This is a genomic window from Paucibacter sediminis (assembly GCF_030254645.1).
Lineage (GTDB): Bacteria > Pseudomonadota > Gammaproteobacteria > Burkholderiales > Burkholderiaceae_C > Paucibacter_B > Paucibacter_B sediminis.
The window spans coordinates 1,044,893-1,066,411 of the sequence record NZ_CP116346.1; the positions used below are offsets into that span (position 1 = coordinate 1,044,893).

The 21,519-nt window shown below is 70.2% G+C and carries 16 protein-coding genes; 7 read left to right on the forward strand and 9 right to left on the reverse strand.

Translation table 11 applies throughout. The features are described 5' to 3' along the window. Window positions 1-2: 2 nt before the first annotated feature. From PFX98_RS04795 to PFX98_RS04810, 4 genes are all read right to left on the reverse strand, one after another. Window positions 3-791: a substrate-binding periplasmic protein gene (locus tag PFX98_RS04795; protein ID WP_285234032.1), complete on the reverse strand. Its 789-nt coding sequence runs from the start codon at window positions 789-791 to the stop codon at window positions 3-5. Next, window positions 788-2,656 carry an ATP-binding protein gene (locus PFX98_RS04800; RefSeq protein WP_285234033.1) on the reverse strand — a complete coding sequence of 623 codons (1,869 nt, stop codon included), beginning with the start codon at window positions 2,654-2,656 and terminating at the stop codon, window positions 788-790. Before PFX98_RS04800 ends, PFX98_RS04795 begins: the two co-directional genes overlap by 4 nt. Before the next feature lie 64 nt (window positions 2,657-2,720). After that, entirely contained in the window at window positions 2,721-3,632 is a 912-nt protein-coding gene (locus tag PFX98_RS04805) for a pyridoxamine 5'-phosphate oxidase family protein (protein ID WP_285234034.1), read from the reverse strand. Beyond that, window positions 3,629-4,228, reverse strand: coding sequence for a glutathione S-transferase family protein (locus PFX98_RS04810; RefSeq protein ID WP_285234035.1), 600 nt, complete (start codon window positions 4,226-4,228; stop codon window positions 3,629-3,631). Before PFX98_RS04810 ends, PFX98_RS04805 begins: the two co-directional genes overlap by 4 nt. Window positions 4,229-4,336: 108 nt before the next feature. Here PFX98_RS04810 and PFX98_RS04815 point away from each other — a divergent pair, with 108 nt between their 5' ends. Next, complete coding sequence (locus tag PFX98_RS04815) at window positions 4,337-5,254, forward strand: LysR family transcriptional regulator (RefSeq protein ID WP_285234036.1); 918 nt, start codon at window positions 4,337-4,339, stop codon at window positions 5,252-5,254. Here the strand turns inward: PFX98_RS04815 and PFX98_RS04820 are convergent. Continuing rightward, the gene (locus PFX98_RS04820; RefSeq protein WP_285234037.1) at window positions 5,251-7,866 is read right to left on the reverse strand and encodes a DNA topoisomerase III; all 2,616 of its coding nucleotides are present in this window, start codon (window positions 7,864-7,866) and stop codon (window positions 5,251-5,253) included. The two genes, PFX98_RS04815 and PFX98_RS04820, sit on opposite strands and share 4 nt — an antisense overlap. Before the next feature lie 128 nt (window positions 7,867-7,994). Here PFX98_RS04820 and PFX98_RS04825 point away from each other — a divergent pair, with 128 nt between their 5' ends. From PFX98_RS04825 to PFX98_RS04835, 3 genes are read left to right on the forward strand one after another with little or no spacing between them, the layout of a single operon-like run. After that, window positions 7,995-8,507: an SET domain-containing protein gene (locus PFX98_RS04825; protein ID WP_285234038.1), complete on the forward strand. Its 513-nt coding sequence runs from the start codon at window positions 7,995-7,997 to the stop codon at window positions 8,505-8,507. Between the two features lie 23 nt (window positions 8,508-8,530). Further along, window positions 8,531-9,394 (forward strand): biotin--[acetyl-CoA-carboxylase] ligase, encoded by an 864-nt coding sequence (locus PFX98_RS04830; protein ID WP_285234039.1) that lies wholly within the window; start codon window positions 8,531-8,533, stop codon window positions 9,392-9,394. Further along, entirely contained in the window at window positions 9,394-10,110 is a 717-nt protein-coding gene (locus PFX98_RS04835) for a hypothetical protein (RefSeq protein ID WP_285234040.1), read from the forward strand. The genes PFX98_RS04830 and PFX98_RS04835 overlap by 1 nt, the downstream gene beginning before the upstream one ends. Here the strand turns inward: PFX98_RS04835 and PFX98_RS04840 are convergent, their stop codons facing one another. The 3 genes from PFX98_RS04840 to tkt all read right to left on the reverse strand — a co-directional run bounded on the left by PFX98_RS04840 (window position 10,111) and on the right by tkt (window position 15,351). Next, window positions 10,111-12,072 carry a S8 family serine peptidase gene (locus tag PFX98_RS04840; RefSeq protein ID WP_285234041.1) on the reverse strand — a complete coding sequence of 654 codons (1,962 nt, stop codon included), beginning with the start codon at window positions 12,070-12,072 and terminating at the stop codon, window positions 10,111-10,113. A 148-nt stretch (window positions 12,073-12,220) separates the two neighbouring features. Continuing rightward, on the reverse strand, window positions 12,221-13,219 hold the full coding sequence (gene gap, locus PFX98_RS04845) for a type I glyceraldehyde-3-phosphate dehydrogenase (RefSeq protein WP_285234042.1): 999 nt from the start codon (window positions 13,217-13,219) through the stop codon (window positions 12,221-12,223). A 77-nt stretch (window positions 13,220-13,296) separates the two neighbouring features. Next, window positions 13,297-15,351 (reverse strand): transketolase, encoded by a 2,055-nt coding sequence (gene tkt, locus PFX98_RS04850; protein WP_285234043.1) that lies wholly within the window; start codon window positions 15,349-15,351, stop codon window positions 13,297-13,299. A 133-nt stretch (window positions 15,352-15,484) separates the two neighbouring features. On the opposite strand from tkt, the gene PFX98_RS04855 reads away from it, so the two are divergent. The 3 genes from PFX98_RS04855 (at window position 15,485) to PFX98_RS04865 (ending at window position 18,348) form a co-directional block, all read left to right on the forward strand. After that, on the forward strand, window positions 15,485-16,069 hold the full coding sequence (locus PFX98_RS04855) for a hemerythrin domain-containing protein (RefSeq protein ID WP_285234044.1): 585 nt from the start codon (window positions 15,485-15,487) through the stop codon (window positions 16,067-16,069). A gap of 29 nt (window positions 16,070-16,098) precedes the next feature. Continuing rightward, complete coding sequence (murU, locus tag PFX98_RS04860; RefSeq protein WP_285234045.1) at window positions 16,099-16,815, forward strand: N-acetylmuramate alpha-1-phosphate uridylyltransferase MurU; 717 nt, start codon at window positions 16,099-16,101, stop codon at window positions 16,813-16,815. Window positions 16,816-16,878: 63 nt separating this feature from the next. Then, window positions 16,879-18,348, forward strand: coding sequence for a sensor domain-containing diguanylate cyclase (locus tag PFX98_RS04865; RefSeq protein ID WP_285234046.1), 1,470 nt, complete (start codon window positions 16,879-16,881; stop codon window positions 18,346-18,348). Here PFX98_RS04865 and PFX98_RS04870 read toward each other — a convergent pair. Next, window positions 18,345-21,515 carry a ligand-binding sensor domain-containing diguanylate cyclase gene (locus PFX98_RS04870; RefSeq protein ID WP_285234047.1) on the reverse strand — a complete coding sequence of 1,057 codons (3,171 nt, stop codon included), beginning with the start codon at window positions 21,513-21,515 and terminating at the stop codon, window positions 18,345-18,347. The genes PFX98_RS04865 and PFX98_RS04870 overlap by 4 nt on opposite strands. Window positions 21,516-21,519 lie beyond the last annotated feature (4 nt).

Genomic DNA, 21,519 nt, shown 5'->3' on the forward strand with positions numbered 1-21,519 from the left:
CGTCAAGGCAGTGCGGCCGCGCGTGCCTCCTCATCGCCCAGGTGCTTGTGCAGGATCTTGCTCAGCACGCCCTCGCGCTTGAGCTGCGCCAGGCTGGCGGCGAGGTGCTGGCGCAGCGCCGGCGTCATGCGCTGGCGGCTCATCGCCAGGCAGGCCTCCTGCTTGGGCTGCTGGTTGAACCAGGGTTGGGTGAGCAGGGGCGGCGCCTGCTCGCCGCGCTGCTGCAGCAAGCCCGGCAGCACCGTCGGGATGATGGGCACCGCATCGACGCGGCCGCTGTCCAGCAGGCGCATCAGGGTCGGCAGGTCGCCGGCGGTCTCGACCCGCCCGCTGTTGCGCAGGCCCTCGATCCAATCGTCCCAGCCCGCCCCATGCTTGTAGCCCAGCACCACGCCCAGGTGCAGCGCCGGCATGGCCTCGAACTCGGCCGGCGAGTTCAGCCCCTTCAGCTCGGCGCGCATCAGGATCACATTGCGGGTCTGCATATAGGGCAGGAACTCCGCGTAGCGCTGGCGCTCCGGCGTGGCCAGGCCGGAGACGGTCATGTCGAGCTGGCCGCTCGCCAGGCGCCGCCAGATCAGCACGCGCGAGAGGTAGAGCGGCCGGAAGCTGCAGCCGCTGCGCTCGCCCAGCGCCCGCACCAGATCGGTATCGATGCCCTCGCCGTTGCGCGCGTCGTAATGCGCGCCGAAGTCGTAGAAGCCGACGTCGATCGGCTTGGGGCACAGCGGATGCGCACCGGCGCCGGCCATCGCCAGCGTCAGCAGCAGCGGCCAGGCCCAGCTCCTCATGGCAGCGCCGCCATCGCCTGCACCGGCAGCTCGAGCACGAACTGGAAGCTGCTGCCGCGGCCGAGCTCGGTCTGCACCTCGATCTGGCCGCCCATCAGCCGCACCAGCTCCTGGCTGATCGACAGGCCCAGGCCGGTGCCGCCCTGGCGCCGCGTCGCCTCCGAGACCTGCTCGAAGGGCTGGAACAGGCGCGCGACCTGCTCGGCCGGGATGCCGATGCCGGTATCGCTGACCTCGAAGCGCACCCGCGCCATGCCGCCCTGGTAGGCCAGCAGGTCCAGGCGCAGGCTGACATGGCCATGGTCGGTGAACTTGACCGCGTTCGAGAGCAGGTTCAGCAGCACCTGGCGCAGGCGCTGGCCGTCGGCGCGCACCCGCGTGGGCACGCCGGGGTGCAGCTCGACGCGGAACTCCAGCCCTTTCTCATGGCTGCGCAGGCGCACCGCATCGCAGACCATCTCCACCAGCGCCAGCAGGTCCAGGGTGGCGGTCTGCAGGCTGACCTTGCCGGCCTCGATGCTGGCCATGTCGAGCAGATCGGTGATCAGGCTCAGCAGATGCTCGCCCGAATCGCGTATCAGCCTGATCTTGCCCTGCTGCCCCTCCTGCAGGCTGGCGTCCATCTGCAGCAACTGGGCAAAGCCCAGGATGGCGTTGAGCGGGGTGCGGAACTCATGGCTCATGGTGGCCAGGAAGCGGCTCTTGCTCTGGTTGGCGCTCTCGGCGCGCTGCTTGGCCTGGCTCAGCTCCTGGGTGCGCTCGGCCACCAGCTCCTCCAGATGATCGCGGTGGCGCGTCAGCTCCTGCTCGGCCAGGCGGCGCTGCGAGATGTCGCTGACCATGCCCTCGACGCGCTGGCGCCCCTGGGCGTCGGTGACGATGTGCACACTCAGCTCGATCCAGAGCTCGCGCCCGTCGCGCGTGGCCACCAGCATCGGCACCTGCTGCAGCAGGCGGTGGCGCAGCAGCGCGCGCGCGATGCGGCGGTATTCGTCCGGCTGCACATGCGCCAGGCGGCGCAGGCTGGCGCCCTGCAGCCTGGCCTGCTCGGGCCGCGCATAGCCCAGCATGGACGAGAGAGCGCGGTTCAGGCTCAGCAGCCGCCCATGCGAATCGGCCTGGAAGATGCCCTCGCTGGCGTTCTCGAACAGGCTGCGGTAGCGCTCCTCGCTGGCGCGCAGGCCCAGCGAGCTCTGCTGCAGCTGCAGGCTCATGGCGTTCAGCTGCGCGGTCAGCACGCCGATCTCGTCGGCCCGCTCCACCGGCAGCTGGGCGCCCAGCTCGCCCTCGGCGACGCGGCTGGCCAGGTCGCCCAGGCGCGACACCGGCCGCTTCACCAGGCGGTTCACCAGCACATAGCTGGCCCCCACCACCGCCAGCAGCACGGCGGCCAGCAGGCTGGCCACGAAGCGCTGCGTGCTGGCCACGCTCGCGCGCACCAGGGCACGCGTGTAGACCAGGTCCACATGGCCGACCACGCTGGAGGCGCTGCCGGCACGCGCCTGGTAGATCACCTCGAAGCGATGCGCGAGCGGCTGCACCGCCGCCTCCTTGCGCGAGCGCGACAGCACCAGGCCCTCGACCCCCATGGCCGTCAGCGTGATGCCATGCACCTCGGGGTCGGCCATCACCGCATCCAGCAGATTGGCGATGGCGGCGTTGTCGAGGTTCCACACCGGGCCGGCAAAGCCGCGCGCCAGCAACTGGGCCATGCGCGCCTCGCGCAGCTCCAGGGCCGCGTTGAGCTCGCGCTCCTCGCGGCCGGTCCAGTACCAACCAATCAGCACCACCAGGGCCGTGGCGGCCAGGCCTATGCCGGCGATCAAGCGCGTCTGGATGCTGAGCACTCTGGGCGACAGGCGCAAGCTCCTCTCCTGTACGCTGCCGCACCGGCAGCTTTGGGCCGGAGTGTCGCCCAAAAAAACGCGCTCAGGGGCGGAATTGCGGCGCCGGCTCGGCCTCGCTCCAGCACCAGGGCAGCACGGCGGGGCGCCACCGCCCGCCCAGCACCGCCAGGCGCAGATCATGCCCCTCGAGTTGGGCGCGCACGCGCAGGTGCAGCAGGCCGCCGTCGCGGTAGTCCACCAGCAGCAGGCCGGCCTGCGGATGCACGGCCAGATTGCCCAGGGTGTTGAAGAACAGATTGCCCGGGTAATCGTCCAGCTCCAGCCAGAGCTGGCCGCCCTGCTCGCGGCGGCGCAGAAAGCCCGGCGGCCCGCCGCGGTGCGAGACATCCAGGCCCTCGCTGCGGCCCGGGCTGTGCGCCCGCGCCGAGGCGCTCGCGATGAAGGCGGTGTCGCTGCGGGCGATCAGCGCCAGCGCCGTTGCGTCCAGGCCGGGGCCGAGCGTCTGGCTGGCCGGCGCCGGGCCGGGCGGGCGCGGCAGCGGCTGCCGCGCCTGGATGTACTTGGGGCAGTTGCCGAAGCTCTGCAGCACCTCGATGCGCAGCCGGCCCTCGGCATGCGCCAGCACGCGGCCATTCATGCGATTGCGCCGGCGCGTGTGCGGCTCCAGGCCCAGCACGCCCACCGGTGCGCCGGGGGCCAGCAGCGCCAGCACCGGATCGTCCGGCGCGGGCCCCAGCGCCACCGCCAGCTCGCGCTCATGCGGGGTGCTCACAAAGCCCGGCGCGCCCGCCACCATGGTGGCCCAGGGCTGGCCCTCGGCGTCCAGCGCCGCCAGCAGCAGCGTGGGCAGCTTGCCGAACAGCTCGCGGTGCTGCTCGGGCATGTGCTCGCGTACCAGCTTGGGGCCGATCTCCGCCATCCGCGCGCGCACGCCGGCCTCGGCCTGCAGGGCCTGCTCGCCGGCGTGGAAGGGGTCCTGCAGCACGCCCGTCATGCCGCCACCATCGGCACAAAGCCCGGCAAGGCCTCGACGCGCGCCAGCCAGGCACGCAGGCGCGGATAGGGCGCGAGCTCGATGCCGCCCTCGGGCGCATGCGCCGTGTAGGTGTAGAGCGCCACATCGGCCAGGCTGGGGGCGGCGCCCAGCAGCCAGTCGGCGCGCTGCAGCTCCTGCTCCATATGGCCGAACAGCCGCTCGGCCAGCTGGACCGCCTGGGCCGGCACCTCGCGGCCGCTCAGCCTGGCGAAGCGCGCCGTCGCCGGGCCCTCGTCCAGCCAGCTGGCGGCCAGGCTGAACCAGCGCTGCAGCCGCGCCCAGCCCAGCGCATCCTGGGGCAGCCAGGCCTGGCCGCCCGGGTAGCGCATCGCCAGATAGAGCAGGATGGCATTGCTGTCGCTCAAGACCTGACCCTCATCGTCCAGCACCGGCACCTGGCCGAGCGGGTTCAGCGCCAGAAAGCCGGGCTCACGCTGGGCGCGCTTGAACAGGTCCACCTCCACGCGCTCGTAAGGCAGGCCCAGCAGCGCAAGCATCAGGGCGACACGGTGGCAATGGCCGGAGATGGCGAACTGGTAGAGGCGGCGGGACATGGGCGCTCCTGTGCGGAAGGGAGAAGGAGAGATGCCCGCAGCGTAGGCAATCCGGCCGCCCGAGGGAACGGCGCTATAAAGCCATACAGAATTTCAGGGCCTGAAAGAATGGACCATCTCGACTCGCTGCGCTGTTTTGTCGCCGTGGCCGAACTCGGCAGCCTGGCCGCCGGGGCACGGCGCCTGGGGCTTTCGGCCCCCACGGCCACGCGCGCGCTGGCGGCGCTGGAGGCGCGCCTGGGCAGCCTGCTGCTGCAACGCAGCACCCGCAGCCTGCGCCTCACCGAGGTGGGCGAGCGCTTTCTGCAGGACTGCCGCCGCATCCTGGCCGATCTGGACGAGGCCGAGGGCCAGGTGGCGGGGCTGCAGCACGAGGCCAGCGGCGTGCTGGCGGTGACGGCCTCGGCGATGTTCGGCCGCCTGCATGTGGTGCCCATCCTGATGGAGTTTCTGCAGGCCCAGCCGCGGGTGCAGCTGCGCAGCCTGTTCGTCGACCGCATCGTGCATCTGCAGGACGAGGGCATGGACGTGGCGATACGCATCGCCCGGCTGCCCGACTCGGGCCTCACCGCGCTGCGCGTGGGCAGCCTGCGGCGCCTGGTGGTGGCCTCGCCGGACTATCTGGCGCGCCATGGCGAACCGCGCAGCCCGCAAGACCTGACCCTGCACCGGGCGGTGGGTTTTTCCTTCGACGGCCTGGTGCCCGAGCCCTGGGCCTTCGGGCCCGACGCGGCGCGCGTGCAGGTGCAGCCGCGCATGGACTGGGTGGCCAACACCAGCGAGATCGGCATTGCCGCGGCCCTGGCCGGCCATGGCCTGACGCGCGGCCTGGCCTACCAAGTGGCCGAGCATGTGCAGAGCGGCGCGCTGCGCATCGTGCTGGCCGAGTTCGAGCGCCCGCCGGTGCCGGTGCACATCGTCTACCCGGCCGGGCGGCGCGCCCCCGCCAAGGTGCGCGCCTTCATCGAACTGGCCGGCCAGCGCCTGCGCGCCGAGCCGATCCTGCAGGGCGGCGGCCTGGGCTAGGCTTTCTTGGCAGCTGCCTTCTTGGCCGGCGCCTTGCCCGGCACCTTGGCGGCACGCGGCTCGAACTCGAACATCACCTTGCCCTCCTTCTTGTCGAAAGCGAGGAAGGCCTTGAACTTGCGGCGCGTCTTGTTGGAGACGAAGTTCTCCAGCAGATCGGTCTTGCCGGTTTCCAGCAGCTTCCTCATCTGGCCCAGCTCCACCGGCTGCTGCAGGATGATCTTGCCGCTCTTGAAGTCGCAGGCGGCCTTGGCGCCGACCGCGTTCTGGCAGATGTAGTTCGTGCCATGCTCGTAGACGCCGCCTCCGCACTTGGGGCAATGGCCCAGCGATTCCTGGGCGCTGAAGTCCACCGGCTCGCCCTCTTCCTCGGCCTTCTTGGCGTCCTCGCCGAAGTCGAACTCGAGCTTCCAGTTGGCCAGCTCCTCGTCGTAGACCAGGGCCAGCTCGGCGGTGAAGGGCCAGCCCGCCTTGGAGCGGAAGCCTTCCAGCGGCCCGATCTTCTTGTGCGCCAGGAACTGCTCCACCTCGGCCAGCTCGAAACTGCGGCCACCGGGGATCTTGCCGATCGAGAAGCCGCAACCCTCGGCATCCCCTGACTTGCCGGTGCAGGTGAAGCGCCGGTAGTTCTCCTTCACCACGCCACCGCATTTCGGGCACGGCGTCTTCAGGGTCGCGTAGTCACCCGGAATGGTGTCGCGGTCGTATTCCTTGGCCTTCTGCACCACGCGCTGGGTCATGGCGGCGATCTCGGCCATGAAGGCGTCGCGGTTCAGGCGGCCCTTCTCCATCTCGGCGAGCTGGAATTCCCAGTTGCCGGTGAGCTCGGGCTTGGTGAGGTCCTCCACGCCCAGGCCGCGCAGCAGCGTCATCAGCTGGAAGGCCTTGGCGGTGGGGATCAGCTCGCGGCCCTCGCGCAGCATGTACTTCTCGGTGATCAGGCCTTCGATGGTGGCGGCGCGCGTGGCTGGCGTGCCCAGGCCCTTCTCGGCCATGGCCTCGCGCAGCTCGTCGTCGTCCACCAGCTTGCCCGCGCCTTCCATCGCCGAGAGCAGCGTGGCTTCGGTGTAGCGCGCCGGCGGCTTGGTCTGCAGCGCCTTCACGTCGGTGCCCTCGGTGCGCACCAGTTCGCCGGCGGCCACCGGCACCAGGTTGGCGCCCGTGCCATCGGCGGCGTCGTCGACCTGGCTGTCCTTGCCATAGATGGCCAGCCAGCCCGGCTTCACCAGCACCTTGCCATTGGTCTGGAAGGCGTATTCCTTGCCAGCGTTCTTGACGGTGGAGATGCGCGTGGTGACCTGGAACTCGGCCGCCGGGAAGAACACCGCCAGGAAGCGCTTGACCACCATGTCGTAGAGCTTCGCCTCGGCCTCGGTGAGGCTCTTGGGCGCCTGCAGCGTCGGGATGATGGCGAAGTGATCCGAGACCTTGGCGTTGTCGAACACCTTCTTGGTCGGCTTGATATAGCCGTTCTTCAGCGCCGTGCTGGCATGCTGGGCCAGCGCCATCAGCGGGCCGGGCAGGTCCTCCGAGGCGATCATCTCGGCGGTCTGCTTGGCCACCGCCAGATAGTCCTCGGGCAGGTAGCGCGAGTCGGTACGCGGGTAGGTCAGCACCTTGTGCTTCTCGTACAGGGCCTGGGCCAGGCCCAGCGTGGTCTTGGCCGAGAAGCCGAAGCGCGAGTTGGCCTCGCGCTGCAGCGTGGTCAGGTCATACAGGCCCGGGCTGGCCTGGGTGCTGGGCTTGCTTTCCTCGCTGACGCTGGCGGGCTGGCCCTTGGCCGCGGCGGCGATCGCGTCGGCCTCGGCACGGCTCCAGACGCGGTCGGCGCGCTGCTCGGCATCCTCGGGGTTCTTCTTCCACTTGGGGTCGAACCACTTGCCCTCGTACTGGCCGGCCTGCGCGTCGAAGCTGCCACGCACCTCCCAGTAGTCGCGGTAGATGTGCTTGCGGATCTTTTCCTCGCGCTCCACCACGATCGAGAGCGTGGGCGTCTGCACCCGGCCGACGGTGGTGAGGAAGAAGCCGCCGTCGCGCGAGTTGAAGGCCGTCATGGCGCGCGTGCCGTTGATGCCCACCAGCCAGTCGGCCTCGGAGCGGCAACGCGCCGCGTCGGCCAGGGGCAGCATCTGGGCATCGCTGCGCAGCTTGTCGAAGCCGTCGCGAATCGCCTGCGGCGTCATCGACTGCAGCCACAGCCGCGACACCGGCTTGCTGATGGCGGCCTTGGCGGTGCCGGCGTACTGCACGATCAGGCGGAAGATCAGCTCACCCTCGCGGCCCGCGTCACAGGCGTTGATGAGGCTGGTCACGTCCTTGCGGCGGATCAGCTTCACCAGCGCGTTGAGGCGGCCCTTGCTCTTGTCGATCGGGTTCAGATCGAAATGCGGGGGGATCACTGGCAGGTTGTTGAAGCTCCACTTGCCGCGCTTGACGTCGAACTCCTCCGGCGCCTTGATCTCGACCAGGTGGCCGACGGCCGAACTGACCACGTAGTCGTCGTTCTCGAAATACTCGTCGTGCTTCTCGAACTTGCCCGAAGCGGGCGTGAGCGCTCGCACGATGTCCTGGGCCACGCTGGGCTTCTCGGCAATGATCAGTGACTTGCTCATGGTTCCTTCGTTGTTCTGTTCGCCAAACTGCGGCCTGATACGGGGTGCTCGAAGCCATGCCTACAATGCGGCCTCGCGCGCACACGCACACGCGCGCACCCATGATTTCAATGTAACCAACTCGAGCCATGCCGCAAGCCAAGCCGAATGCCAAGCCCTTTGCCGCGCGCCATGCTGCCCACGTCATCAAGACGAGCGGCAGGCGCATCCAGGTGCGGCGTTCGGGCGTGCATGGCCGCGGCGTCTACGCGATGGCCCATATCGAGGCCGGCGAAACCCTGATCGAGTACACCGGCGAACGCATCAGCTGGGACGAGGCGATGGACCGCCACCCCCACGACCCGAGCGACCCGAACCATACCTTCTATTTCCAGCTCGACACCGGCGAGGTGATCGACGCGCTGTACGGCGGCAACAGCGCGCGCTGGATCAACCACAGCTGCGAGCCCAACTGCGAGGCCGACGAGATCAACGGCCGCGTCTTCATCAAGGCGCTGCGCGACCTCTTCCCCGGCGAGGAGCTGTTCTACGACTACGGCCTGGTGATCGACGAGCGCTACACCCCCAAGCTGAAAAAAGAATATGCCTGTCGTTGCGGCTCGGCCGACTGCCGTGGCACGATGTTGGCGCCCAAACGCTAGACCGACAGACAAGGACCGCACGCGTGCCCAACTCCGCGCTTACGCACCAGCACTGGGGGGTTGAAGCCCTCTGGCAAGACCTGGAACCGGTGCTGCCAGGCCTCTCCATCGAGGTGCTGGCACGGGTGGACTCCACCAACACCGCCCTGCTGGAGCGCGTGCGCAGCGATACGCGCCACCCCGGCGAGCGCGGCGGCGAGCATGGCACCTACGGCCGGCGCGCCCACGACATGAACCCCTGCCTGCTGGTGGCCGAGCACCAGACCCATGGCCGCGGCCGCATGGGCCGCAGCTGGCATGCCCAGCCCGGCGCCTCGCTGACCTTCTCGCTGGCGGTGCCGATGGACCTGGCCGACTGGTCGGGCCTCTCGCTGGCGGTGGGCTGCGCCATCGCCCAGGGCCTGGAGCCGCAGCCGGCCGCGCAGCCGCGCCTGCAGCTCAAGTGGCCCAACGACATCTGGCTGGACGGGCGCAAGCTCGGTGGCATCCTGATCGAGACCGTGCCGGCCGGCAGCCAGCGCATGGCCATCATCGGCATCGGCCTGAACGTCGCCCGGCAAGACCTGACCCCGCAGGCCCTGGAGGGCCAGTTCAGCACCGGCTTCGCCAGCCTGGACGAATTCGAACCCGGGCTGGATGCCCCGGCCGTGCTGGCGCGCGTGGCGCGCCCCCTGGTGCTGGCGCTGAAACGCTTTGCCGAGGCCGGTTTTGCGCCCTGGCAGGCCGAATACGCCAGCCGCGACCTGCTGCGCGGCCACGAGGTGGTGGCCGGCAACCTGGAAGGCGTGGCCCAGGGCGTGAGCGCCCAAGGCGAGCTGCTGGTTCAGACGGCCGATGGCCTGCTGCCGGTGAGCGGCGGTGAAGTCAGCGTGCGGCTGGGTAGCTGATGCTACGCGCCCTGCTGGTCCTGCTGCTTGCCGCCAACGTGGCCTTCTTCGCCTGGACCCAGGGCTGGCTGGACGCCGTCACGGGCCTGCGCGCCCAGGGCGACCGCGAACCCGAACGCCTGCAGCAGCAGCAACACCCCGAGCGCCTCACCCTGGTCTCGCCGCAAACCGCCAAGGCCTTGCAGACGCGTGCCTGCCTGGAGCTGGGCCCGGTGGAGGGCGCGGAGGCCCTGCACGGCCTGCAGGCCCAGCTCGACAAGGCCGGCGTGGCCGCCGGCGAGTGGCAGGACATCGCCAGCGAGGTGGCGGGCGTCTGGGCGGTGGCCACCATCAAATTCCCCAACAAGGAATTCCAGACGCGCAAGGAAGAGACCTACAAGCGCCTCAAGATCAGTTATGAATACCTTGACGGCCCGGCCGACGAGATGCCCAGCATGGTGCTCTCGCGCCACGCCAGCGAGAAGGCCGCCACGGACCAGGTCGAGGCGCTCTCGCAGCGCGCCCTGAAGGGCCTGCGCGTGCTGCCCCTGCAGGCACCCAAGGCCCTGCACCTGCTGCGTTTTGCCCAGGCCGATGGCGGCCTGCAGGCACGGCTTGCCGCCATCAAGAACGGCGGCAGCCTGAACCTCAAGCCCTGTGCCGCCGAGGTGGCCGCGGCGGCGGCCAGTGCGGCCGCATCATCCGCCCAGGCGCCGGCGAGCGGCGCCTCGCGCTGATCAGCGGCGCGCCCGCCGCAGCAGCGGCACGCAGGCCAGCAGGGCCAGCAGCCAGGCGCCCTGCATGGCACCGCCGCCGCCACTGCTGCTGCTCACCGGTGCCGCCGCCACGCTGATGCTGGTGCTGGCACTGTAGACAAAGCCCAGGTCATCGGTGAGCGTCAGCTTGACGCTGAAACTGCCGGCCGCGCTGGGCGTGACGCTGGCGCTGAGGCCGCTCTGGCTGGCAAAGCCGCTGACGATGCCGCCGCCGTCGACGATGCTCCACACCGAGCTCGCCACCGTGCGCCCGGCGGCCAGACCCAGGGCCGCGCCGCTGAGCGAGAGCGTCTGGCCGGCCACCGCGGCGGCGCCGGCGGTGATCTGCACCGAGGCGGTGTTGGCGGCCGCCACCGCCTGCACGGCCGCGGCCGCGTCCAGCATGCCGGCGCCGCAGGTGCTGGTGGTGCAGTAGCACTCCAGCTGTTCGGTACTGTCGGGCGCGCGGCATTGCGTCACCGTGCTGGCGGCGCCACTGGTCGGGAAGCGCCGGGTGGTGCTCTTGAGCACGTTCACCAGCTCGGCCACGCTGAGGCTGGGCCGCGTCGACAGCAGCAGGGCCGCCGTGCCCGACACCAGGGGCGCCGAGAAGCTCGTGCCCACATTGGCATTGCTGTTGGTGTAGCCGCTGGCACCCGGCGCCTGCGCGCCCAGGTTGGTGGTGGTGAGGAGGGAGTAGAGGCAGGCGCCGGTCTCGTTGACGCAATTGCCGCCCGGCGCGCTCAAGCCGACCTCGGGCCCCACGGCCGAGAAGCCCACCTTGCTGCCGATATGGCGCAGCGCCCCCACCGCCAGCACGCCCGGGCAGTTGGCCGGGATGCCGACCGCCTGGCCGGCATTGTTGCCGGCAGCGGCGACCACCAGCGCGCCCTTGGCGCCCACATCCGCGATGGTCTCGCGGTAGAGCTGGCCGGTCGCGTCGCTGGCGGCGCAGGAGCCGCCGCTGCCCAGGCTCATGTTCAGCACGCGCGCCACATTGGCGTTGAGCGGCAGGCCGGGCACACTGACGCCGGCGGCCCAGCGCATGCCGGCCATGATGTCAGAGTCGTAGCCGCCGCAACGGCCCAGCACCCGCACCGGCAGGATCTTGCTGCCCCAGCTGACGCCGGCGATGCCCACGCCGTTGTCGGTGGCCGCGCCGATCAGGCCGGACACCCGCGTGCCATGCCAGGAGCTGCCGCCCACATCGCTGCTGCTGCAGATGTCCTTCAGCGGGCCGTCCACATCGGCCTGGGTGACGCCATCGCCGGGGTCGCTGGCATCGCTGTCGCGCACATTGCCATCGTTGGCGACCAGGGTCTCGCTGATCAGGTCATAGCCCGGCAGCAGCTTGGCAGCCAGGTCGGGGTGTTCGTAGCGCACGCCGGTGTCCAGCACCGCCACCACGGCGCTGCCGGTGCTGCTGTCCCAGGCCTTCACCGCGTTGATGCTGGAGATCACCGTGCTGTCCGGGGCGCGCAGATACCACTGGCCCGCCGCGAGGGCGCTGTTGCCCTCGGCAAACAGCGGATCGTTGGGCAGCGCGGTGGCGCGGCGGCGCTGGTCCACCGCCACCAGCTCCACCTCGGCATCGGCCGCCAGGCGCTTGGCCAGCGTGGCCGCGTCGATACCGGCCGCCGTATAGACATGGGTGCGCGCGTCCAGGCTGCGGCCCGCATGGGTCAGCGCGAGGCCCATGCGCAGGCCCAGCGCCGTACCGCGCGTCTGCGCCACCTGGATGGCCTGGCTGGGCAGCGCATCGGCGGCCAGGATCTTGGCGCGCACGCTCTGGGCCGCGGCCTTGAAGCGCACGATCACGCGCGCCTGGCTGCTCGCGCTCACGCTGCTGGCGGCCGCGCTCGCCGGCAGCGGCGAAAAAACGGCGGCGAGGCTCAGGCCGGCCAGCAAGGCGCTGGCGGCAAGGATTCGACGAAAGGTCTTCACGGCAGGATCTCCAGACGCATGGCTATCCGGCCCAGTGTAGGCGTCGGGCCCATTTCCGCAGCCGTAAAGAAACGCAAAAAAAACAAGCCAGTCGCGGACACGAAAAAGGCCCCGCAAGCGGGGCCTTCTCATCGCGATGGCAGCGCGATTACTTCGCGATCACGCGCACCATCTCGAGCACCTTGTTCGAGTAGCCCCACTCGTTGTCGTACCAGGACACCAGCTTGACGAAGGTGCCGTCCAGCGCGATGCCGGCGTCGGCGTCGAAGATGGAGGTGCGGGCGTCACCACGGAAGTCGGTGGCCACCACCTTGTCTTCGGTGTAGCCCAGCACGCCCTTCATGGCGCCCTGGCTCTGTGCCTTCATTTCGGCGCAGATCTCGGCATAGGTGGCGGGGCTGTTCAGTTCCACCGTCAGGTCCACCACCGACACGTCGGAGGTGGGCACGCGGAAGCTCATACCGGTGAGCTTCTTGTTGAGCTCGGGGATCACCACGCCCACGGCCTTGGCGGCGCCGGTGCTCGAGGGGATGATGTTTTCCAGAATGCCGCGGCCGCCGCGCCAGTCCTTGTTGCTGGGGCCGTCCACGGTCTTCTGGGTGGCGGTGGCGGCGTGCACGGTGGTCATCAGGCCGCGCTTGATGCCCCACTTGTCGTTCAGCACCTTGGCCACGGGGGCCAGGCAGTTGGTGGTGCACGAGGCGTTGGAGATGATGGCCTGGCCGGCGTAGCTCTTGTCGTTCACGCCGAACACGAACATCGGGGTGTCGTCCTTGGAGGGAGCCGACATCACCACCTTCTTGGCGCCCGCGGCCAGGTGCTTCTCGGCACCGGCCTTGTCCAGGAACAGGCCGGTAGCCTCGACCACGATGTCAGCGCCGACCTCGTTCCACTTCAGGTTGGAGGGATCGCGCTCCTGCGTCAGGCGGATCTGCTTGCCGTTCACCACCAGGGTGTTGCCCTCGACCGAGACCTCACCCTCGAACTTGCCGTGCACGCTGTCGTACTTGAGCATGTAGGCCAGGTAGTCGGGCTCGAGCAGGTCGTTGATGCCGACCACTTCGATTTCCTTGAAGTTGGCGATGGCAGCGCGGAACACCATGCGGCCGATGCGGCCGAAGCCGTTGATACCGATCTTGATCGTCACGTGAGTCTCCTTGAGAGAAAAGAAAACAAAAACCGTCGAACCTATGCAAAAGGGGTGCCGCTGGCACCCCCGTCATATCACTTGCTCTTCTTGACCTTCAGCTTGGCCACGCCCAGCGCCACCTTGACGGTGTCCACCACGTTTTCCGCGCTGAACCCGAAGTGCTTGAACAGCACCGGCGCCGGCGCCGATTCGCCGTAGGTGTCGATGCCCACCACGGCGGCACAGCCGTACTTCCACCAGCCGTCGGTGACGCCCATTTCCACCGCGATGCGCGGCAGACCGGCGGGCAGCACGGCCTTCTTGTAGGCGGCGTCCTGGCGGTCGAACACATTCGTCGAGGGCATCGAGACCACGCGCACGCCGATGCCGTCCAGCGCCAGCAGCTCCTGCGCACGCAGGGCCAGCTGCACCTCGGAGCCGGTGGCGATGATGACGGCGCGGGCCTTGCCCTTCACGCCCACTTCCTTGGGCTCGGCCAGCACATAGCCGCCCTTGGCGATGTCGTCCACCGCGGTCTTGGGCGCATAGGGCAGGTTCTGACGCGACAGCGCCAGCACGCTGGGGCGCTGGGCATTGCCGATCGCCATGGTCCAGGCCACCACGGTCTCGGTGGTGTCGGCGGGGCGCCAGACGTCCAGGCCCGGGATCAGGCGCAGCGAGGCCACATGCTCGATCGACTGGTGGGTCGGGCCGTCTTCGCCCAGACCGATGGAGTCGTGCGTGAACACATGGATGACGCGCTGCTTCATCAGCGCGGCCATGCGGATGGCATTGCGGCTGTAGTCGCTGAAGGTCAGGAAGGTGCCGCCGTAGGGGATGTAGCCGCCATGCAGGGCCACGCCGTTCATGATGGCGGCCATGCCGAACTCGCGCACGCCGTAGTTGATGTGGCGGCCGCCGTTCGAGGAACCATCGGCCTCCAGGCGGAAGGCCGGGGTGCTCTTGGTGTTGGTGAGGTTGGAGCCGGTCAGGTCGGCCGAGCCGCCCAGCAGCTCGGGCACGGCGGCGGTGAAGGCCTCCAGCGCCAGCTGGCTGGCCTTGCGGCTGGCCACGGTCTCGGCCTTGCCATGGGCGGCGATCACCGCATCCACCGCGGTCTGCGCGAAGTTGGCGGGCAGCACGCCGGCCATGCGGCGCTGGAACTCGGCGGCCAGCTCGGGGTGGGCCGTGGCATAGGCGTCGAAACGCTCGTCCCAGGCGGCCTCCAGCGTGGCGCCGGTGGCCTTGGCATCCCAGTCGGCATACACCTCCTGCGGGATCACGAAGGGCTCATGGGCCCAGCCCAGCGCCTCGCGGGTGAGCTTGATCTCCTCGCCACCCAGGGCCTCGCCGTGCGCCTTGGCGGTGCCGGCGCGGTTCGGGGAGCCCTTGCCGATGGTGGTCTTGGCGATGATCAGCGTCGGCATGTCCGTGCTCATCTTGGCCAGGCTGATGGCGGTGTCGACCGACTCCACATCGTGGCCGTCCACCGGGCCGATCACGTTCCAGCCATAGGCCTCGAAACGCTGGGCGGTGTTGTCGATGAACCAGGGCGCGACCTGGCCATCGATCGAGATGCCGTTGTCGTCGTAGATCGCGATCAGCTTGTTGAGCTTCCAGGCGCCGGCCAGGGCGCAGGCCTCGTGGCTGATACCCTCCATCAGGCAGCCGTCGCCCAGGAAGGCGTAGGTGTGGTGGCCGACGATGTCGTGGCCTTCACGGTTGAATTCCTTGGCCAGCATCTTCTCGGCCAGGGCCAGACCCACGGCATTGGTGATGCCCTGGCCCAGCGGGCCGGTGGTGGTCTCGACGCCGGGGGTGATGCCCACCTCGGGGTGGCCCGGGGTCTTGCTGTGCAGCTGGCGGAAGGCCTTCAGCTCCTCGATCGGCAGCGCGTAGCCGGTCAGGTGCAGCAGCGCATAGATCAGCATCGAGCCATGGCCGTTGGAGAGCACGAAGCGGTCGCGGTCGGCCCATTGCGGATTGGCCGGGTTGTGGCGCAGGTGGCGGTTCCACAGCGCCACCGCGATCTCGGCCATGCCCATGGGGGCGCCCGGGTGGCCGGAATTGGCCTGCTGCACGGCGTCCATGGCCAATGCGCGAATGGCGTTGGCCATCAGGGTGGTGTTGCGGGCAGCGGTATCGGCCATGGTGTGTGCGGGATGGAGTTGCGGGGGAAAACCCGGCATTTTACGTGCGTCCGCGGCGGCGCCAATCTTGATCCAGAGCAATGCGTCACGGCCCGCTAGGCTTCAACCTCTGGCATAGAACGGAGACAAGACCATGCAAGCCCTGACCCTCACCGTGATCCGCGACGAGCACCGCGCCCTCGCCGCGATGCTGCGCTCCATCCCGCTGCTGCTGGCCGAGCACCGCCGCCACAACAGCCTGCCGGACTTCCACGCCCTGCGCGCGATGCTGTTCTATGTGGACGAATTCCCCGAGCGCCTGCACCACCCCAAGGAGAGCGAGCTGCTGTTTCCCAAGCTGCGCGCACGCGCCCCGGAAATCCGCGAGGTGCTGGACCAGCTGGACCAGGACCATGGCCGCGGCGAGCGCGCCATCCGCGAGCTCGAGCATGCGCTGCTGGCCTTCGAGATGATGGGCGAGGCGCGCCGCGACGCCTTCGAGGAGATGGCGCAGCGCTATGTGACGGCCTATCTCAGGCATATGGAAACCGAGGAGCGCGAGATCCTGCCGCTGGCGGTCAAGATGCTCAGCCCGGCCGACTGGGCCGACCTCGACGAGGCCTTCGCCGCCAACCAGGACCCGCTCACCGGCCATGCCGCGGCCGAGGAATACCAGGCCCTGTTCCAGAAGGTGCTGGCGGCCGTGCCGGCGCCGATCGGGCTGGGGCCGGCGCTCTAGCGAGCCGCATCTCACTACACTCCCGGCCCATGCGAGCCATCATCCTCGCGGCCGGGCGCGGCGAGCGCATGCGGCCGCTCACCGACCACCAACCCAAGCCACTCCTGCAGGTCGCCGGCAAGCTGCTGATCGTCTGGCATATCGAGGCCCTGGCGGCCGCCGGCGTGCGCGACATCGTCATCAACACCGCCTGGCTGGCCGAGCAGTTCCCGCAGCAGCTGGGCGACGGCAGCCGCTGGGGCCTGCGCCTGCATTACAGCAACGAGGCGCGCGACCATGGTGGTGCGCTCGAGACCGCCGGCGGCATTGCCAAGGCCCTGCCGCTGCTGTGCGCCGATGGCGACGAGAGCTTCTGGGTCGCCTCGGCCGATGTGCACCTGCCGGACTTCCGCGCCTCGGCGGCGCGCGCCGAGGCGTTTGCGCGCAGCGACATGCTGGCCCATCTGTGGATGGTGCCGAACCGGCCGCACAAGCCCGGCGGCGATTTCGGCATCGACGCCGAGGGCCTGGCCACCAGCGCGGCCAGCACGCCCAACGCCAGCGGGCCGCGCTACACCTGGTCCTGCGTGGGCCTGTTCAAGCGTGCCCTGTTCGAGGGCGTGCGCGTCGGCGAACATGCCGCGCTGCGCCCCTGCCTGGAAATGGGCATCGCCGCACGCCGCATCAGCGCCGAGCTCTACACCCAGGCCTGGGAGGACGTGGGCACGCCCGAGCGCCTCGCGTCACTGAATGCAGTGACGCGCTAGGGTCTAGCCCGGGGCCGGGCCGGCGGGGCGAGGGCGAGAATCGGTGCGCACTGCGCACCCGCCATGACGCCCGCCGTAACCCCCGCCGACCTGCCCGCCAGCCTGGCCTGGGGGCTGCTGCTGGCGCTGCTGCTGGCGCTGGGCTGGCTGGCCCATGGCTGGCGGCGCGCCCGCGATGCCCAGCGTCAATGCGAGGCGCTCGCACGCACCGCCCGGGCCGAGCGCGCCGAGCTGATCGAAGGCATCGAGACGCTCAGCGAGGCCTACTCGATGTTCGACGCCGACGACCGCCTGCTGATCTACAACCAGGCCTTTGCGCGCCTCTACCCGGCCAGCGCGCCGCATTGGCGGCCCGGCATGCGCTACGAGGACTTGCTGCGCGGCATCATCGCCGCCGGCGAGGTGACGCCGGCGATCGGCCAGGAGGAAGCCTGGCTGGCCGAGCGCATGCAGATGCACCGCGCGCCGGGCGAGCCCTGGCTGCAGGAGCTGCCCGGCAATCGCTGGGTGCGCATCTACGAACGCAAGACCGCCTCGGGCGGCACCATCGGCATACGCGCCGACGTCACCGAGCTGGTGCGCACCCAGCAGGCCCTGCAGACCAGCCAGGCCCAGCTGCGGGCCATCATCAGCACCGCCGGCGTGGCCATCGTCACCACCGATGCCGAGGGGCGCATGCGCAGCGCCAACCCGGCGGCGCTGCGCCTGTTCGGCTACGAGCTGGACGAGATGCTGGGCCAGGACGTGGCGATGCTGATGGACGAACCCGAGCGCAGCACCCATGGCCACTACCTGCTGCGCTTCCGCCAGGGCCAGGGCGGCCAGTTGATGGGCCGCGCGCGCGAGTTCAACGCCCTGCACAAGAGCGGCCGGCCGCTCACGGTGCAGCTCTCGGTCTCCGAGGTGCGCAGCGAGGCCGAGCAGCTGTTCGTGGCGGTGATCAGCGACCTCACCGAGCGCAAGCGCTTCGAGATCGAGCTGCAGCATGCCAACGAGCAGCTGCTGCGCCTGTCCACCACCGATGCCCTCACCGAGCTGGCGAACCGCCGCCTGCTGATGCAGCGCCTGGAGGACGAATGGCGGCGCGGCCTGCGCACCGGCGCGCCGCTGTCGCTGCTGCTGGTCGACGTGGACTACTTCAAGCTCTACAACGACCATTACGGCCACCAGGCCGGCGACGATGCGCTGGTGGCGGTGGCCTCGGTGCTGCGCAACAGCGCCAATCGCCCGGCCGATCTGGTGGCGCGTTATGGCGGCGAGGAATTCGTGCTGCTGCTGGCGCAGACCGATACCGAGGGCGCGCGGGCGGTGGCCACGCGCTGCCGCGAGCTGCTGGCCGGCCTGGCCCTGGCGCATGAACTCTCGCCGCTAGGCGGTGGCCTGCTGACGCTCTCGATCGGCATGGTCAGCGGCGTGCCCTACCGCGGCAGCTCGGCCTCGCAATGGCTGGCCCAGGCCGACCTGGCGCTCTACCAGGCCAAGTCGCAGGGGCGCGACCGCGCCGTGGTGGCGCCAGTTTTCTCGGAAGCCTAGTTCACCGGCCGCTCGCGCGAGCCCGCCATCTGCAGCGCGCCGGTGGCCAGCCATTCGGCCAGCGGGCGCTGGCGCCAGGCGCGCAGCTCCTCGTCCGACGCGGCGCTGGCGCTCACCACCCCCAGCCAGCCGTTGCGGCCGGCGCGCTTGACGGCATAGAGCGCCGCATCGGCCACGTCGATGACGCTGGACCAGTCGAGCGCGCGCGCATGCGCCGGCGCCAGCGGGAAGCAGGCAAAGCCCACCGAGCAGGTCTTGTGCAGCAGGCTGCCGTCGTCCAGCACAAAGGGGCGGTCCGCCACCATGGCGCGGGCGCGCTCGGCCAGCTCGGCGGCATGGTGGCGCGAGGTGGCGCGCGCCACGATCAGGAACTCCTCGCCGCCCCAGCGCACCAGGTAGTCGGCATCGCGGAACACCGACAACAGACGGCCGCGCATCTGCTGCAGCACCGCGTCGCCGGCGGAATGGCCATGCTGGTCGTTGACCTGCTTGAAGTGATCCACGTCGACCAGGAAGAACAGCAGGTCGGCGTCGTCGTGCAGGGGCGCGCCATGCTGCTGATGGCCCTCGTGGCGGCGGATCGCCAGCGCCACGTCGGCCTCGATGTGCTGGGCCAGGAAGCGGCGGTTGCGCAGGCCGGTGAGCGGATCGGTGAGGCTGGATTCGCGCATCGCCTGCGAGAGGTTTTCCAGCGCCAGGGTGCGCTCGCGCACCTTGGCCTCCAGCGCCAGCTGCTGGCGCTGCAGATAGCCGGTGCGCCATTGCACCAGCGCATAGACCAGCCCGCCCAGCAGCAGCACCGCCAGGGCGCGCGCCCACCAGGTCTGCCACCAGGTGGGCCGCACATGCACCGGCAGGCTCAGCTCCTGCGCGCTCCAGTCGCCCACGCGGTTGCTGCCGCGCACCTTGAGCAGGTAGTCGCCGGGGCTCAGATTGCTGTAGCTGGCGACGCGGAAATCGGCATCGGTGTCGACCCAGTCGGCGTCCAGCCCCTGCAGCTGGTAGCGGTAGCGGTTGCGTGCCGGGTTGCTGTAGTCCAGCGCCGCGAACTCCAGGCTGAAGCCGCGCTCGCCGGGCGCCAGGGTCAGGCCTTGCGCCACGGTGGCCAGGGGGCGGCGCTCGCCATCCACGCGCAGCTCGGTGGGCACCACCGGCGGCGCATAGGCCCAGCGCTTGAAGCGCCCGGGCTCCACCACCAGCAGCCCCTTGTTGCCGCCATAGGCCAGCCGCCCGTCGGCCAGCTGGGCATAGGCGCGGAACCAGCCGGTGCCGATGTCGGCACCATCCGCCGGGCTGAGCTCGTAATAGCGGCCATCGGCCGGATCGAAGACGGCGCGATGCGTCCAGATGCGGCCATCGGCATCGGCCAGCAGATTGGCGCCGAAGCCGCGCCCGCCAAAGCCATGGCGCTCGGCCACGCGCTCGAAGCTCGCCAGCCGGCCGTCCCAGGCCTGCAGCCGGTGCAGGCCCGCGGCCGTATCGATCCAGAGCCGCTGCTGCGCGTCCACCAGCAGGCCCAGCACCGATTTGCTGGCCAGGCCCGCCTCCGGCTTGGCGACGATGGGCTGCAGCTCGCGCGCGCCCGCCGCCACCCGGTAGAGGCCGCTCTCGCCGCCCACCCAGAGGCTGGCATCGGGCATCTCCACCAGCGCGTTGACATCGCCGCTGAGGGTCTGGCCGCCGGCCAGCTGCACGCGCTCGAGCCCGCGCGCACCCGGATCGTGCCGGTACAGGCCGTCCTGCGTGCCGATCCAGATCGCGCCGTCGCGGCTGGCGCGCAGACAGCGCGCCCGGCCCTTGCCGGCGCTGTGCACGCTCAGCAGCTCGCGCCGCGGGCTGAATTCATAGACGGCGGTATCGGTGCCCACCCAGACCCCGCCATCCAGCGCCTGCGCCAGGCCGCCCACGCGCCCGCCCTGGAAGCGCCCGGCCACGCCATGCTGCGGCCGGATCGCGCCGATCACGCGCAGCTGCGCATCCATCACCGCCACGCCGCGCTCGTTGGTGCCGACCCAGATCTCGCCCTCGCGGGTCTGCAGCAGGCTGCGCACATCGGCCTCGCCGAACACGCTCGCGGCGTCGGCATCGGCGCGTCGCACCCAGAGCCCGGTGGCCGCCGGGTTGTGGCGCTGCAGGCCACCGCCATAGCTGCCCACCCAGATCCAGCCGGCGGCGTCGCGCAGCAGCACGCGCACATCGTTGGCGGCCAGGCCCCAGGGGCGTGCGTCGTCGTGGCGCAGCTGCTTGAGCAGGGCGCCGTCCTGCACCGCGCGCAGCTCCAGGCCGGTGGCGCTGGCCACCCAGACCTCGGTGTCGTTGAGCGCCGCCAGCGCATAGACCGAGCTGGACTTGCTGCCGCCCTGGCCGGCGGGCGCACGCGCCAGCCAGCGGCCGGCGCCGCTGACGGGATCCACGATGGCCAGTTCGCCCTGCTGGGTGCCGACCCAGAGGCGGCCGTCGGGCGCCTCGGCCAGCATCGAGATGATCTTGCCCGCCAGCTGCTGCGGCTGCGCCGCATCGGAGAACACCGGCTCGAAGCGCTGCCCGCCCGGGCTCAGCCGCGCCAGCCCGTTCCAGGTGCCGGCCCAGAGCTGGCCGCGCCGGTCCAGGTAGAGGCTCTGGATGCGGTCGTCGGGAATGCCGCCGCCGGCGCGGTTGAAATGCTGGAACACCGCCTTGGCGGGATCGACGCGGTCCAGCCCGCCGCCGATGGTGCCGACCCAGATGCTGCCATCGCGGTCCTGCGCCAGCGCCCGCACCGTGCCGGGGGCGAGCGACTTGGGATCGGCGGCATTGCTGCGGTAGAAGGTCCAGCGATCGGCCGCGGGGTCGTAGAGGCCCAGGCCATCGCTTTCGGTGCCCACCCACAGCCGGCCATCGCGCGCCGCCAGGATGGAGCGGACGAAGCTGGTGCCGAGCTGGCGGCGCTGCTCGTTGTGCATGGCCACCGACTTGACTTGATAGCCATCAAAGCGCACCAGGCCGACGCTGGTGCCGACCCAGATGAAGCCGCTGCCGTCCTGGGCGATCGCCGACACCACGCCGTCGGCGATCGAGCCGGCATCGCCCACCGAATCGAAGCGCGGCTCCGCCAGCAGCGGCTGCTGCGCCGCCGCCGGGCCGCACAGCAGGCACAGAAACCACAGGATCAAGGCGCGCCCGAGCATGCCG

Coding starts and splice junctions, on each gene's coding strand:
- PFX98_RS04795 (WP_285234032.1), bottom strand. CDS start 791: ATGAGGAGCTGGGCCTGGCCGCTGCTGCTGACGCTGGCGATGGCCGGC.
- PFX98_RS04805 (WP_285234034.1), bottom strand. CDS start 3,632: ATGACGGGCGTGCTGCAGGACCCCTTCCACGCCGGCGAGCAGGCCCTG.
- PFX98_RS04810 (WP_285234035.1), bottom strand. CDS start 4,228: ATGTCCCGCCGCCTCTACCAGTTCGCCATCTCCGGCCATTGCCACCGT.
- PFX98_RS04815 (WP_285234036.1), top strand. CDS start 4,337: ATGGACCATCTCGACTCGCTGCGCTGTTTTGTCGCCGTGGCCGAACTC.
- PFX98_RS04820 (WP_285234037.1), bottom strand. CDS start 7,866: ATGAGCAAGTCACTGATCATTGCCGAGAAGCCCAGCGTGGCCCAGGAC.
- PFX98_RS04825 (WP_285234038.1), top strand. CDS start 7,995: ATGCCGCAAGCCAAGCCGAATGCCAAGCCCTTTGCCGCGCGCCATGCT.
- PFX98_RS04835 (WP_285234040.1), top strand. CDS start 9,394: ATGCTACGCGCCCTGCTGGTCCTGCTGCTTGCCGCCAACGTGGCCTTC.
- tkt (WP_285234043.1), bottom strand. CDS start 15,351: ATGGCCGATACCGCTGCCCGCAACACCACCCTGATGGCCAACGCCATT.
- PFX98_RS04855 (WP_285234044.1), top strand. CDS start 15,485: ATGCAAGCCCTGACCCTCACCGTGATCCGCGACGAGCACCGCGCCCTC.
- murU (WP_285234045.1), top strand. CDS start 16,099: ATGCGAGCCATCATCCTCGCGGCCGGGCGCGGCGAGCGCATGCGGCCG.
- PFX98_RS04865 (WP_285234046.1), top strand. CDS start 16,879: ATGACGCCCGCCGTAACCCCCGCCGACCTGCCCGCCAGCCTGGCCTGG.
- PFX98_RS04870 (WP_285234047.1), bottom strand. CDS start 21,515: ATGCTCGGGCGCGCCTTGATCCTGTGGTTTCTGTGCCTGCTGTGCGGC.